Here is a 13,085-nt window from a genome sequence, read left to right as displayed (position 1 = left end):
GGTTACTTCACCTCCCTGTAAAAGGCCAAGGTTTCCCGCACCATTTTGTCCTCGGTGTAGTCCGAAGCTCTTCTCCGACCCTCTTCTCCCATCTTACGCCGCAGAGCTTCATCCAACGCTAGGAGCGCCATATAATGGCTGAGGGATGCAAAGTCGTCCACAGGATAGAGAAACCCATTGACCCCGTGCCCCACTATTTCGGGAGCCCACCCCACAGGCGTGGTGAGTATCGGCAGGCCGGAAGCAGCAGCCTCCAAAAGCACAATCCCTGCCGATTCGTATGCGCTAGAAAGCACGAAAACGTCAAACCCTTGCATGGCCACCTTCCCATCCTGGTATCCAAGAAAAAGCGTGGCGTGCTCAATCTTTAAATCCTTAGCCATCGCCTCCAGTGACTGGCGAAGTGGCCCATCTCCCACAAGCACCAGCTTAGCCTTCCCCTCAAACTGGCGGGCAAACTCAGCGAAAGCCTTCAGGGCTACATGAGGAGCCTTCTGGAAGTCCAAGCGCCCAACAAAGCCAAAGACCACCTCGTCCCCCTCTAAGCCCCAAGAACGACGGAGGGACTCTCGCGTGGTTGCAAGTTCCGGCTGTGGAGATAAACCTATAGGGGGAATGATCTTAAAAGATGCTTTGGAAAACCCCAAGCGGTCAAATTCTCGGCGCTCGTAAGCTGAACCCAGGATAAAGCCATCCGTAAGCCGGGCCAGCATTTTTTCTGCAACAGTGTAAAGCCATCGTTCTGCGGGCCTCAAGTAAGGAGAAAGGGTTACAAACGCATGCGGATTGTAAATCACCCTAGCCCGAGGAAAAGTCAGCTTCAAGAGGCGCGCAAAGGCGCCTCCCTTGGAGCTGTGCCCGTGAAAAATGTCAAAGGGACCTTGACGCCTGACGTACCCCACCAGCGTTGCCCAAGCCCTCAGATCCGAGGGGTGAGGAGACCGACGCATGGGGACCTCCACAAGCGAAACTCCCGCCTCTCGGAGGGCCCCCAAGGCCCCCAACATAAAAGCGTCCGCCCGCAAGGGAGAGTAAGCCAAATGGTTTTCTACCCCCTCCCTCGCAAGCCCTAGCAATAACTGGACTGCATGTCGCGCGGTCCCACCCGCCGTGGCCTCTAGAATGTGAAGCACTCGCATCATAACCATCCGCGCCACTTTTCCAAGCGCCTTTTCAAGAATTGCACCACAGGAACCGGTACCGCCAAAAGTGCCACGCTCTTCATCAATCCAAGCCAGCTCTCTTTGCGGCCCACATCAAAATACGTCAACATCACCTTGATTCGGCTTAAAATCTGCCGCCTACGCTTGGTTAGCGAAATGCCCTTAGGATCCACATGGCAAATCAACACCGCGTCAGGTAGGTTGGCAACCTTGAACCGTTTTGTCAGCCTAAAAAACAGCTCGTAGTCTTCCGCAGCCGGGAAACGATCGGAATAAAAGCCTACCTCCTGCAAAGCTGAAACCCGCAACATCACCGCCGGATGAATGAAGCAACTTCGCGCATGCATTATTCGGCTAATGTCTTCATGTTCTGTGGGAAACTTTTCGCGGAACAAGTCTCTTCCGCTATCATCCACGAACCGCACTTGGCCGCCTACAAGGGCATACTGGGGGTTTTTTTCTAAAAACTCCCTTTGCCTAAAAAATCTTCCCGGATAGCACAAGTCTCCCGCATCCAAGCGGGCCACATAACGATAGTCCTTCTCAAGAATCCAGCGCAAGCCATGATTGAGGGCATGTTCTATGCCCATGTTTCTATCCAAGCGCAAAACAAATCCCCTATGTGGTTGGGGGAGCCCCCTTAGCTGAATCGGTGGGTCGCTACCGTCATCTACTACCACAACATCAAGGGGTAGTTTTTCATCTATTGAGGCCAGGGTTCGTTCCAAGCCTGCTTGGTTGTTGTATACCGGAATCAAAACAGCTACATCGGGTTTCATGGCCACCCCCTATGGAGAGTAGTTAAAGATTGTCCTGTAAGGCAAGAAGGGTGTCAGCGTGCCTGTCAACTGGCCATCGTAATCTGAGAGGAAGTTTCTGTACAGAAAAAGGCAACTCAGGATGCCAGCAAAAGCCAAACCCGACCAAAAGACCCTGCTAGGAACCACACTGTTGCGATCAAACCAACGAAGAAGCAGAAGAGGGGTCCCTACCGCCATCAAGTCCAGGATGCGCAAGCCGGCGTAGGAGAAAAGCGCCAGTGTCTGTCCCATGAGGGTCGGTACGAGTAGCCAAAGCGCAAAGCCTATTCTATCTTTGCTAAAGGGGATAACAAATCCTAACAAGATTAGGAAAACCGCGGATGAGCGTGACAACCCCGACCACGGCGACGGCGAACTATAGTCCGCATACAGAAATAGCTTCGCTTGAAAGTAGTCCTCTTTAATCACAATCAGAATAGCAAGGAGCGTTAGTAAAACCACCAAACTGAAAGCAACCTGTGGCTTTCTTAGATTCTTTTCCTGAAGAAAAAGCAAGAACGCCAAAACAAAGGCTGAGTAATGAAATAAGATGGCCAGAAGACTAAGAAAAAAATATGCCCAAACCTTCTTTCGCCTCAGCGCCTGCCATCCCAAGAGAACAAAAGCAAAGGCGAGCCCAAAGCGAATGGCATTCATGCCTAATTGATACACAAACGCAGGAAAAAGATACAGAAAAAAGACTTTTTGCTCCGCGCTATCCGCGCGCATGTAGAAAAGAAGCAACATAAGCATGAACAGAAAACCAATTGCACGCACCGCCCAAACTTCCGAGTGAGTAAAATACAAGAAAAGTTCCGAAACGACCACAAAAGCAGGCTCCCATCCGGCAAGAAAACCCGACCATTCGCCTCTCAAAAGTTGTCCCAACATCTGCTCATAAATTCCGTAAGTATCTGTACCGCTATAGCGTATTATAATGACAATCGTCATGTACAGTATTGCGGGAAAGAGAACGATCTTACTCCGGAATCCCAAATACCAAAGCGCTACGCCCCAGTAATTTAATAACCACCCCACGATGTATACCACCCCTAAGCCTCCCCACCTTCAGCTTTCGGCGCGTAGAAGCTTTCTGTACAGTCCCTCACTAAGCCTAGAACCCCAAATCACCAGTGCACCCCCGTGTCCTAATATATCCCTTCGTTTGCTACTTGACCTGCACCCCCAGGACATGAAAAAAGGGGGATGCCATGCGACCCGATCGCGAGCATCCCCTTTACCATATTGACGCAGAAACCCTCCTGGTGGCTACCTACGTCTGGGTCGATGACCAGCTCAAAGCCCTCCAAGCCCAAGGAATGCGCTTGCCAAAACCCCAAAAGCACCAAAAGGCCACCCTCCCCGAACTCCTGACCATCGCCCTCTTCCTGACCTTCTTGGGCCTGGACCTCAGCAAAGGCTACCTCCTCTCCCAATCCCTCCTCCGCCCCTACTTCCCCTCCCTACCCCACCTCTCCCGCTTCCTCCGCGTCTTGCAAAACGCCCAGCCCCTCCTGGCCCACCTGGCCCTCCGCCTGGCTCAGGGGCCCAGCCTCCTGCACGTGGTAGACCTGAAGCCCCTCCCCATGGCCCACGGCCACCGCATCCGGGGCTATGCCCTGCCCGGATCGGGGATTGGCGTGGGGCCCCTGGGAGGCTTTGCGGGCTACGCCCTGGTGGGGGTCATCAACGACCGGGGGCTGTTTCACCGCTGGGCCCTGTTGCCAGGGAATGCCCGGGAAACCTGGGCCAGGGGGCTTCTGGAGGGGCTGGAGCACGTTCTGGGGGACCGAGGCTTTCGCTGGGTGGAGGGCGTTCTCACCCCACCTTATCGCCTGCGGGGGGGACAGGCGGTGGAGACGGGATGGCGGGAGTGGATGGGGAGGGTGAGAAACTGGATCGAGACGCGTTTCAGTGTGATGGTGCGTTCCCTGGGGCTTGGGCGGGTTGAGGCTCGTTCTTACTGGGGGCTGGTGGCGAGGGTGAACCTCGTCCTCTTAGCCCACAACCTCATCCGGAGTCGGGTTCTCCTGAAGATGGCAGGGGTGGAGCTTTGAAGTAGCAAACGAAGGCTCCTTAGACATTCACTTAAGCTACCTACATTCCCGCACAGCCTTTCTTAGGACCCCGGGAGCATGCCCACTGCCCAGACTCCGCTTGGTAAAAGACCTCCTCGTAGCAGGTGAAAGGAAAGGATCCCTCTTCGCAAACCTTCTACCTTGGCCTCGCTCATGTCCAACACGGCCACCTGGTGGCCTATAGTCGCTCCCGTCGTCCACCACCACGTCCAGGGGAAGCTCCTGGGGCAGGCTACGAAGGCTCTTGGCGAGCCCCTCTCTGTCGTTATAGACGGGGATGAGCAGGGCTACTTGGGACTCCTTCACGGGCGAACGCCTCCTCGTAAGGGATCAGGTTCCCTCTCAGGCCCAGGAGAGAGGCCTTCCACCAGAGCCTCCAGCCCTTCCAATCCCCCCGGCGCACCAGGAGGAAGAACCAGGTGTGGCGGAGGATGTCCAGGGCCACCCAAAACCACCAAGGCCTTCGGTGCAGGCGGAAGATGTGCATCCGGTTGCGGTAGTTGTAGAAGTCTTTGCGGGGGTTACCCGAATACACTACCACGAGCCGCCTTCCCAGAAGCATGTTGACCTCCCCCTTGAAGCTCGGATGCCGGACGAAGGCGGTGGTTAGGGTGGCCAACCGCCCCCCAATCCCCTTCAAGCGCAGGCCGTACTCCACCTCGTCCCCCCGGATGAAGAGGCGTTTGTCAGGGAAACCCCCTTGGGCCAGGATCCCCCGAGCCACCAGCACCCCCAGGAAGAAAGAGGCTTCCCCCAGGATTAAGCCCCGCCCTTCCAGATCCTGCCTCCGCCAGGTCAGCCCTCCTTGGGTGTGGTGGGGATAGGCCAGCTCGGTTTCATTTTCGGAAGAAAGGGGGAGGGGGCCCACGGCATCCAAGCCCTCCCTTTCCGCAACCTGGAGGAGGCGTTCCAGCGTTTCCGGGTAGGCAAGGGTATCGTCGTCCATCAACCAGATCCACTCGTACCCAGCCTCATAGGCTCGCTTCATCCCCTCGTGAAACCCACCCGCTCCCCCCTGGTTCTCCGGCAGGCGCAGGACCTCCACCTGCGGGAACTCCTCCCGGAGCATCTCCGGCGTTCCGTCCGTGGAGGCGTTGTCCACCACCAGGACGTGGTCGGGGGGCCGGGTTTGCGAGAGGACAGCCTTGAGGCATTCCCTGAGGAGCTCCTTCCGGTTGTAGGTCACGATTACCGCACACACCCTATCCACGGGCTACCTCCTCAAAGAGCTTCAACGCCCTTGCCACCGCCTGGTCCATGTTGTAGTAGCGGTAGTCCCCAAGCCTCCCGGCAAAGAAGACCGTCCTGAGCTTTTCCGCTTCCTTCAGGTAAAGCTGGTACCGCGCCTCGTTCTCCTCCTTGGGCACCGGGTAGTAGGGCTCGTTCCGCCCCGGCTCGTAGGCCTCCGGGTACTCGTAGACCACGGCCGTGTGGGGCAGGTAATCCTGCCCCGTGAGGTGCTTGAACTCGGTGATGCGGGTGAAGGCGTGGTCGTTGGGGTAGTTCACCGTGCCCACCTCCTGAAACCAAGGCCTGGGGTGGTGCTCAAAGCGGAAGCGCAGGGAGCGGTAGGGCAGGGGCCCGTGGAGGTAGCCGAAGAACTCGTCGATGGGCCCGGTGAAGATGAGGCGGTCAAAGCGCACCTCCCCCTCCACCTCCCGCCAGTCCGCCCCCAGGAGGAGCTTGATGTTGGGGTGGGCCAGCATCCGGCGGAAGAGGGCCGTGTACCCCTCCTTGGGCATGGCCTGGTAGGCGTCTTGGAAGTAGCGCTCCTCGTGGCTCACCAGGACGGGGACCCGGGCGGTGACCGAGGGGGCAAGCTCCTCTGGGCGCATCCCCCACTGCTTCAGGGTGTACCCCTCAAAGACGTTCCTGTAGACGTAGTCCGCCAGGAAGCGGAGGTCGGGGTCCTCCATTTCCTTGAGGCGCAGGATGGGGACCCTGGCCCCGTAGCCGAAGTGGGCCAGGAGCTTTTCCTCCAGCTTGTCCGCCAGCCTCGGGGAGAAGAGCTTGCGCAAGGTGGCCAGGCTGAAGGGGAGGGGGACCTCCTTCCCCTCCACCACCGCCCGCACCCGGTGGAAGTAGGGGCGCCACTCGGTGAAGCGGGAGAGGTAGTCCCAGACCCGTTTGCTTTGGGTGTGGAAGATGTGGGGGCCGTAGCGGTGGACCAGGACCCCATGGGGGTCGTACTCGTCGTAGGCGTTGCCCCCGATGTGGTCCCTGCGGTCCACCACCAGCACCCTCTTGCCCAGTTCCGAGGCGATCCGCTCCGCCAGGGTGGCCCCGGTGAAGCCTGCACCCACGATCAGGTAGTCCACCCTCACCGGACACCTCCCATCCGGAGAAAGGACCAGGGATCGCGCCTATGCGCCCTTAGGTAGAGCCACATGCCTAAGGTGACCAGAAGCTCCGAAACCACCACCGCCAGGGCCATGCCCACATGGGCCAACCTGGGGGCCAGGACCACCGCCAGGGCCAGGTTGGCGAGCCCTGCCCCCACGATGATGACGTTAAAGGGGCGATCCAGGCCCAGAGGGAGCATCCACTGGATGCCCAGCACGTTGCTCAGGGCGATGAGGGGGACGATCAGGGCGAGGATCTGAAGAGGCAAAACCGCCTCCTCATACCCTTCCCCCAGGAAAAGCCTGACCCAAAAGGGGGCCAAAGCCCAGACCCCAAGCCCCAAGGCCACCCCCCCCAGCCCCATCCCCGCCAACCCCATCCGGGCTAATCTGGCCGCCTCCAGGGGGGCATTCTGAGCCAAGTGGCTTAGCCGCGGGTAGAGCGCCTGGCTTACCGGGGAGAGAAGCCCTAGAAACGCCTTGCTGATCTTCTCCGCTCCGGCGTAATACCCCACCACCTGGGGTGGGGCAAAAAGCCCCAAAATAAAGGTGTTAGCCAAGGTATAAAGGCTTACCGCACCGCGAAAGAGGAACATGCTCCACCCAAGACGGAGGGCCTCCAGGACCCCCTGGAAGGTGGGCAGGATAAAGGGCACCTCCCGGTAGGCAAGGGACAAGGCCAACAAAGTGGCTAGCAAGGACGCTCCCCCTTGCAAAGCAAGAACCTTCCAAACATCGCCAGGCCCTTTCACCCAAAGGAAGATCAGGACCAGGGCTAAGGCCCTGGTACCCACCTCCAGGCCGGCCAAGAGGCGCATCCTCTCCAGCCCTTGGAAGTACCACATGGGGCTGTAGGCCGTGGCCAGGGCCCAAAACACCCCTGCCCATAAAACCCCAGGGTGATCCCGGAAGGCGGGGATAGAGCCCCCCACCCATGCGGCTATGCCTGCCACCAGGAGGGTAAGCACGCCCTTAGCCCCCAGCACCCCGGCCAGAAGTTCAGCCCGCCTTCCCAAGGAATCCCGGGCCTGGGCCACCTGCCGGGTAGCGGAAAGACCAAAGCCATACTCCACCAGGAGGTTGAGGTACCCCCCAAAGGCCTGGGTGAAGGCCAGAAGCCCCCATTCCTTGGGCCCCAGGACCCTGGCCAGATAGGGAACGGTGACGAGAGGGAACAGGTAGTTGGCAAAGTGGACCCCATAGAGGGCCAGGATGTTCTGAACCAGGCCGTGGCGAAGGAAGCGGGATAAGTGACTTGTCATGCCTTTCCTTCAAGGAAGTTAGTCTCTGCCCGGAGTAGCCCTTGGGCCACCAGTTCCCTAAGCTCCTCATCGTGCACGTCGGGAATGTAGTTTTCCCCCCGGTTCACCTTCTCCGCCCGCCTCGGGTTCTGCTCCACCCCGATCACCCGGAAGCCCACCTTGGCCTTCTCCACGGCGAAGGGCAGGCCCACATACCCTAGGCCCACCACCCCCACCACCGCCTGCCGGGTGGCGATCTTGAGCTTAAGCTCTTCTAAGATTGTTGCGGAGCGCTCCAACATGATCCCCTCTCCTAGCCGAGAATACCATGCCCTTCCCTCCTTCCAGGTTTAAGTCCCCTTATGTAGAATCCCCAACATGAAGCGGCTCTTGGTCTTGGGGACCCTCTTGGGGTTGGCTCTGGCGGGCCCTTGCGGGCAAAGGCCCTACACCCTGGAAACGGAGGAGGGCCTTTTGGGCGGGGAGGAGATGGCCTACGACGGGGAGGTCCTGGTCTTTGAGGGCCGGGCCTGCTTGGAAAGGGAGGGGCTTTACCTGGAAGCCCCCGCCATCCGGTACCTGGAGGCCGAGGGGACCTTCCGGGCGGAAAACCTCCGGGGGGAGGCCCAGGGTTGGCGGGTGGAGGCGGAGGCCCTTTTGGGGAAGGCGCTTCAGGGGGTGCGCCTGAGCCGGGGAAGGCTGAAGGCCCAGGTGGAGCGGCTTAGCCTCGAGGCCCCCCTCCAGGGGGAAGGGATCCTCCTGGAAAGCCCCGCCTACCGGGTGCGGGCCAAGGAGGCCACCTTCACCCGGGAGGAGGCCCGGCTCAAGGGGTTCCTGGCCACCCCCTGCCCCTGCGGGGAGGACGTGCGCCTGGCCATGGACGAGGCCACCTTCCTGGTGGGTACCGGGGAGCTCAAGGGGGAGGCCACCTTGGGGCTTTGGGGCCTCGAGGTGCCCCTGGGGGAGGCCCGGGCCAACGCCAACCGGCGGCCGGAGCTCAGAAGCCCCCTGGTCTTGGCAAGCTCCGACACCGGGGGCTGGACCCTGGGGCTCCAAGACTTCCCCTTGCCCAAGCCCGGGGAGGAGATCGGCCGCTGGGAGCGAAGCCTCACCCTCCTGGCCACGGGGCTCGGGACCCCTGAAGAGGCCCTGCGCCTGGGCCTAAGGGAGGGAAACCGGGGGGCTGAGGTGCGGTTTGGGTACGCCCCAGGGGTGCAGGCCCAGTGGGAGGACTTCTTCTTCGCCGCAAGCCCCCTTCCCCCCGACCTGGACACCCCGAGGCTAGAGGCCCGCTACACCCCCACCCTCCGCCTGGAGAACCTCACCCTGAGGCCCTTCCTGCGCTACGCGGAAACGGGAAGGAGCCGGGGCCTCACCTTGGGCTTGGAGGGCGCCTACCGCCACGCCTTCAGGGAGGGGCCCCTCGGCCTCACCCTGAGCCCGGCCCTCCTCCTGGCCACCTATCCCTTCGCCGGCTACGAGCCCTACCTGGCCTTAGGGGGAAGCCTGGAGGGCACCTTCCGGGAAGGGGACCTCACCTTAAGGGCCTCCTATGCGGGGAGGCTCGAGGCCCTTTCCCCCACCCCCCCCTTCACCTGGGAACACCGGGACGAGTTCCAGCGCCTCCAGCTGGAGGGGACCCTGGGCCCCTGGGGCCTGGGCTACACCCTGGAAAACCCCTTGGGCCAGCGCCTGGACCGCCTGGAGGGAAGCTACCGGGACGAGGCTCTGGGGAGCTTCCGCCTGGCCTATCTGCGGGGAAGCCTCGAGGAGGTGCGCCTCTCCTACGCCATGCCCCTCCCCGACCGCACCTGCTGCCAGGCCCTCTGGCTCGCCCCCGAGGTGGGGCTAAACCAGGAGGGCCTCACCCGCCTGGGCCTCACCCTCCGCCTCTACGATGGCTGCTTGGCCTACGAGGTGCGGTGGCAGAACATCCTGAAGGGGCAGTACGACGAGGCCACGGGGCAAAGCCTTTCCTTTGGCCTTTCCCTCCGCTAAGCCAAAGCAGAAGCGGTTCGCGGAGAGGGTGGAGAAGCTGGCAGGGGCGGTGGAGACCACCATCCGGGTCCTTCCCCCCTGGGTGAAAAACCTCTCCCGGCGTATGGACGCCTCGCGGGAAGAGGTGAAAGGGGAGCTAAGAGAAACCCGGGCCTATTGGGAAAACCGCATCGGCTCCCTGGAGGAGCGCCCGGCGGAGAGCAGGCTAGACCCTATCAGTAAGTGCAGGCTCTCCTGACGGGCTAAACCCACACCGAGCCGGGAGCCCGCAAGGGAAGGTCTGAGGAAAAGAGGGAGGCCGTCCAGAAAGAGACGCGAAGGGAGATCCACACCGCTTTGAACAAGGCCATGCTGGCCTTCACCGCCCTCGAGGTGGTGCTGGCCCTGGTCTTCCTCTAATAGACCACCCGCAAGGCCCGGAGGAAAAGGTTGCGGTCCTCGGGGGGCTGGTAAAGGTCGTTGGTGAAGGCGAGAACCAGGGTGCCATTCCCCTTGGTCCTCACCCAGACCTCCCTTACCCCCCGCACCTCCCCCTGCCAAAGCACCCGGCCTCCCTCCACCACCAGGGCATAGGGCCCCTTCCCCTGGGCCAGGGTGCCCTCCAGGAGGAGCCCCACCTCCGCCTCCCGGCACAAGGGGATCTCCACCACCCCGTTGGCCCATAGCTCGGCCCTCTGGGGAAGGGGCCCTGGGGTGCAGGCCTCCTGGGTGAGGGGGGCTAAGCGGAAGGCCTGGTTCAAGGACCAAAGGGCCCCGCCAACCCCTAAGGCAAAAAGCCCCAGGCCCCAAAGCCAGGCCCACCCCTTCACCGCCTCACCTCCTTCTCCAAGGAGTAACGGGGCTTTAGGGCCAGCCGGTGTTGGCTAAAGAGGAGAACTTTAAGCCGGTACTCCCCCGGGGGGAGGTCTTGGGGTAGGGGGAAAGCGATGGGCCTATCCCCAGGCCCCTCCCACCCCAGGCGCTGGCAACCCTTCCGGCAAAGCCACACCTGGACCCTATACCCCTCCCCTCCCACCAGGCGCAAGAAACCCACCCCTTCCCGAGGCAGGGCCAGGTAAGCCAGCTTGGGGGGAGGGGCAGGAGGACGGGTGGCCAGGTAGAGGAAGGGTAAGGCCCAAAGGAGGGCCACCCCTCCGGCGAAGGCCAGGGTGCGGGAGGGCGGGGCTCCCCGGGCCAAGGCCACCCCCCCCAGGAGGAAGAAGATCTCGCCCCGGAAGGGGCTTGGGACGCTGAAGGGGTTATCCGTGACGCCCAGGGCCACGAAGGCCAGGATCAGGGAGAAGAGAAGCCCCTCCCCCCAGGCCCCGGCCAGGAACCCCCCCACCAGGAGGAGAAGCCCCACGGCACCCATGGCGCCGCTTTCCCCCAGGGCCTGGAGGAGGTGGTTGTGGGCAAAGCTCCAAAGCCCCCCCAGGGGCTTAAGCCCCTCGGGGCAGGTAAGGCCGCGGGCCTCGAGGAGGGTAAAGAGAAAGCAATCCCCGAAAAGGATGCCCTTCAGGTAGTCCCCCAGCACATAAGGCCCCACCCCCGTCCAGGGGTGGGCCTGGAAGACCTCATAAGCCCGAAGCCAAAGCCCCTCCCGCCCCGAGAGGTGGGCCTGGAAAAAGCGCTCGGAGATGGGGGTGTCCAGGGAGGCGGCGGCGAAGAGGAGGAACCCGGCAAGCCCCAGGGCCCAAAGCCCCCGCCCGCGGAAAAGAAGCCCCCCAGATCCCCCCAGGAGGAGGGCCGCCATCCCCCCGCGGCTTCCCGTGAGCAACAAGACCGCACCCCCCAAAAGCCCCAGAAGGAGACGGAAGGGCCAGGGGTAGCGGGTATAGATGGCAAGAAGCACCCCTAAAGCCCCCAGGAACCCCAGGCCCACGGGGTTGTGGAAGGGGTGCATAAGCCTTTCGTGGACCACCTTGTCCCCGAAGGTGAGGTAGGAGGCCAAAAAGGCGCTCCCATAGACGAGGAAAAGCCCATACCCCAAGGGCCCAAGGGCTTGGGAAGGGGTGGCGGCCTGCCGGGAAAGGGCCACCCCCGCCCCCACCAGCCCCAGGACATAGAGGACCCGGCCCAGGGCCAGGGGGAAGGCGAGGGGTTCCGGGGCCCCAAGGGCCGGGAGGATCACGGACAGGGCATAGATCCCCAAAAAGCCAAGCGCCCAAGGGGAAAGCCGCCTTAGGTGGCCCAGAAAGAGCGGGGCCAAGAGGGCTAAGGGGGGAAAGAGGGGAGCCAGAACCAAGGCCGGGGGCCAAAAACGCACGGGGACACTATACGCCAAGGAAGCCCTAAGCCGCTCCTCAGGAGCATCGGGTAAAGTACCCTTCATGAACGGGTATGGCCGACTGTTCCTAGCCTTGGCGTTGCTTCTCGCCTCCGCCCTGGGGGCCCGCTTCGCCGCCTTCAGCGTGGAGCCCTTCGGCCCCCAGCGGGTGAACCTGGACACGGGGGTCACCACCCTGCCCCAGGGAGGGATCCTCACCGACAACGAGCAAGCTTGGAAGCTCAAAGGCAGCTTTGTAGAGTACAAAGAAAACAGCTTTATTTTTGTGAAACGAGCCGAGTTTCTCACGGATGCATTTCGTCTAGACGCTCAAGAGTTGCGCTTGGACATACCCCGCCAGACGGTATCCATTTCTGGGCTGTCCTTGCACCACCCCCTCTTTTCCCGGTTGTGGGTAAAAAAGGGCCTCCTCTTTCTGGAGGAGGACATCCTGGTAGCCCGGGAGGAGGTGCGGGTAGAAAAGCCCTTATTGGAAGCCAGCCTCATGGTGGTGAACCTCAAGACCAAACAGGGGCTTGTCCTCGGGGAGTTTACTTTCTCCGACGGTAGAGGCACGTTGCGCGGAAAGGGGAAAGAGGCTCGCCTCTACCTCTACCTGGCAGGCAACAACGTGCGGGGTAGCACGCGTCTGCCTCCCCATGCGACGGTCCTCGAGGCCTGGATCAGGAGGGCTCCATGAAACCGTATGGGCTACTCTTATGGGCTATCCTAGGATTCTCTCTGTTCTCCCCTGGGCTAGGGCAATCGGAAACCATCTTCTACCTGCGGGCAGGACACGACCTGGGATGCCAAGGTTGGGGTGGCGACCTTGGTCTGCGAAACGGTGCTTTTTCTTACGGGGCAGAATACTACGCATGCCAGGGCGCTTCCCGGACTTCCTTTCGCTTGTCTTGGCAACCCCTTCCGATTTTTCCCCTGGAAGTGGGCGCCTACGGTGGGGTCCTAGGAGGGCTACCCAGCTGGGGCTTTTTGGTAGGAAGCTGGCTCCCCATGGCTTCCACTGACGAGGGTTGGCGGCTGGTTCTCCACGCTGCCGCAGGTTTGGGCTGGACCCACCTGCCTATAGGACAGCTCTTGCCAGGGATACGCCTTGTACTCTCATGGGAAGCCCGCTTTCCCGTGACCCTGAATCCCCCCACGAACAGGGCTATGGGAGAAATAGGGGTTGGTGATACATCAGATACCGCCTGTGTTCCG

13 protein-coding genes are annotated in these 13,085 nt (G+C 61.4%); 4 read left to right on the top strand and 9 right to left on the bottom strand.

Translation table 11 applies throughout. The features are described from left to right. Positions 1-2: 2 nt before the first annotated feature. From BS74_RS11590 to BS74_RS01720, 3 genes are read right to left on the bottom strand one after another with little or no spacing between them, the layout of a single operon-like run. Positions 3-1,139: a glycosyltransferase gene (locus BS74_RS11590; protein WP_038058738.1), complete on the bottom strand. Its 1,137-nt coding sequence runs from the start codon at positions 1,137-1,139 to the stop codon at positions 3-5. After that, a complete protein-coding gene (locus BS74_RS01725; RefSeq protein WP_038055508.1) occupies positions 1,139-1,942 on the bottom strand; it encodes a glycosyltransferase in 804 nt (267 codons plus the stop codon). Before BS74_RS01725 ends, BS74_RS11590 begins: the two co-directional genes overlap by 1 nt. Positions 1,943-1,951: 9 nt before the next feature. Then, complete coding sequence (locus tag BS74_RS01720; RefSeq protein WP_038055506.1) at positions 1,952-3,013, bottom strand: EpsG family protein; 1,062 nt, start codon at positions 3,011-3,013, stop codon at positions 1,952-1,954. A 161-nt stretch (positions 3,014-3,174) separates the two neighbouring features. On the opposite strand from BS74_RS01720, the gene BS74_RS01715 reads away from it, so the two are divergent. Beyond that, a complete protein-coding gene (locus BS74_RS01715; RefSeq protein WP_038055504.1) occupies positions 3,175-4,020 on the top strand; it encodes a hypothetical protein in 846 nt (281 codons plus the stop codon). 286 nt (positions 4,021-4,306) lie between these two features. Here the strand turns inward: BS74_RS01715 and BS74_RS11465 are convergent, their stop codons facing one another. The 4 genes from BS74_RS11465 to BS74_RS01695 are packed head-to-tail and all read right to left on the bottom strand — an operon-like array spanning position 4,307 to position 7,926. After that, positions 4,307-5,251, bottom strand: a complete 945-nt coding sequence (locus tag BS74_RS11465; RefSeq protein WP_081914542.1) for a glycosyltransferase family 2 protein — start codon at positions 5,249-5,251, stop codon at positions 4,307-4,309. After that, positions 5,244-6,365 carry a UDP-galactopyranose mutase gene (gene glf, locus BS74_RS01705; RefSeq protein WP_038055501.1) on the bottom strand — a complete coding sequence of 374 codons (1,122 nt, stop codon included), beginning with the start codon at positions 6,363-6,365 and terminating at the stop codon, positions 5,244-5,246. The genes BS74_RS11465 and glf overlap by 8 nt, the downstream gene beginning before the upstream one ends. Beyond that, positions 6,362-7,645: a flippase gene (locus tag BS74_RS01700; RefSeq protein WP_038055490.1), complete on the bottom strand. Its 1,284-nt coding sequence runs from the start codon at positions 7,643-7,645 to the stop codon at positions 6,362-6,364. The genes glf and BS74_RS01700 overlap by 4 nt, the downstream gene beginning before the upstream one ends. Further along, on the bottom strand, positions 7,642-7,926 hold the full coding sequence (locus BS74_RS01695; RefSeq protein WP_038055487.1) for a hypothetical protein: 285 nt from the start codon (positions 7,924-7,926) through the stop codon (positions 7,642-7,644). The genes BS74_RS01700 and BS74_RS01695 overlap by 4 nt, the downstream gene beginning before the upstream one ends. Before the next feature lie 76 nt (positions 7,927-8,002). Between BS74_RS01695 and BS74_RS01690 the strand changes: the two genes are divergently transcribed. After that, on the top strand, positions 8,003-9,622 hold the full coding sequence (locus BS74_RS01690; protein WP_038055485.1) for a hypothetical protein: 1,620 nt from the start codon (positions 8,003-8,005) through the stop codon (positions 9,620-9,622). A gap of 28 nt (positions 9,623-9,650) precedes the next feature. Next, positions 9,651-9,860, top strand: a complete 210-nt coding sequence (locus tag BS74_RS01685) for a hypothetical protein (RefSeq protein ID WP_185747671.1) — start codon at positions 9,651-9,653, stop codon at positions 9,858-9,860. Between the two features lie 157 nt (positions 9,861-10,017). Here BS74_RS01685 and BS74_RS01680 read toward each other — a convergent pair whose 3' ends face one another. Continuing rightward, entirely contained in the window at positions 10,018-10,431 is a 414-nt protein-coding gene (locus BS74_RS01680) for a hypothetical protein (RefSeq protein ID WP_038055481.1), read from the bottom strand. Then, complete coding sequence (locus BS74_RS01675; RefSeq protein WP_038055479.1) at positions 10,428-11,867, bottom strand: O-antigen ligase family protein; 1,440 nt, start codon at positions 11,865-11,867, stop codon at positions 10,428-10,430. Before BS74_RS01675 ends, BS74_RS01680 begins: the two co-directional genes overlap by 4 nt. A 64-nt stretch (positions 11,868-11,931) precedes the next feature. Here BS74_RS01675 and BS74_RS01670 point away from each other — a divergent pair, with 64 nt between their 5' ends. Continuing rightward, complete coding sequence (locus BS74_RS01670; protein ID WP_038055477.1) at positions 11,932-12,567, top strand: hypothetical protein; 636 nt, start codon at positions 11,932-11,934, stop codon at positions 12,565-12,567. The last annotated feature ends 518 nt before the right edge of the window (positions 12,568-13,085 follow it).

Origin of the sequence: Thermus amyloliquefaciens, from assembly GCF_000744885.1 — a bacterium.
GTDB lineage: Bacteria > Deinococcota > Deinococci > Deinococcales > Thermaceae > Thermus > Thermus amyloliquefaciens.
The sequence above is the reverse complement of the archived record's forward strand: the minus strand, read 5'-3'. Positions and strand labels throughout refer to the sequence as shown.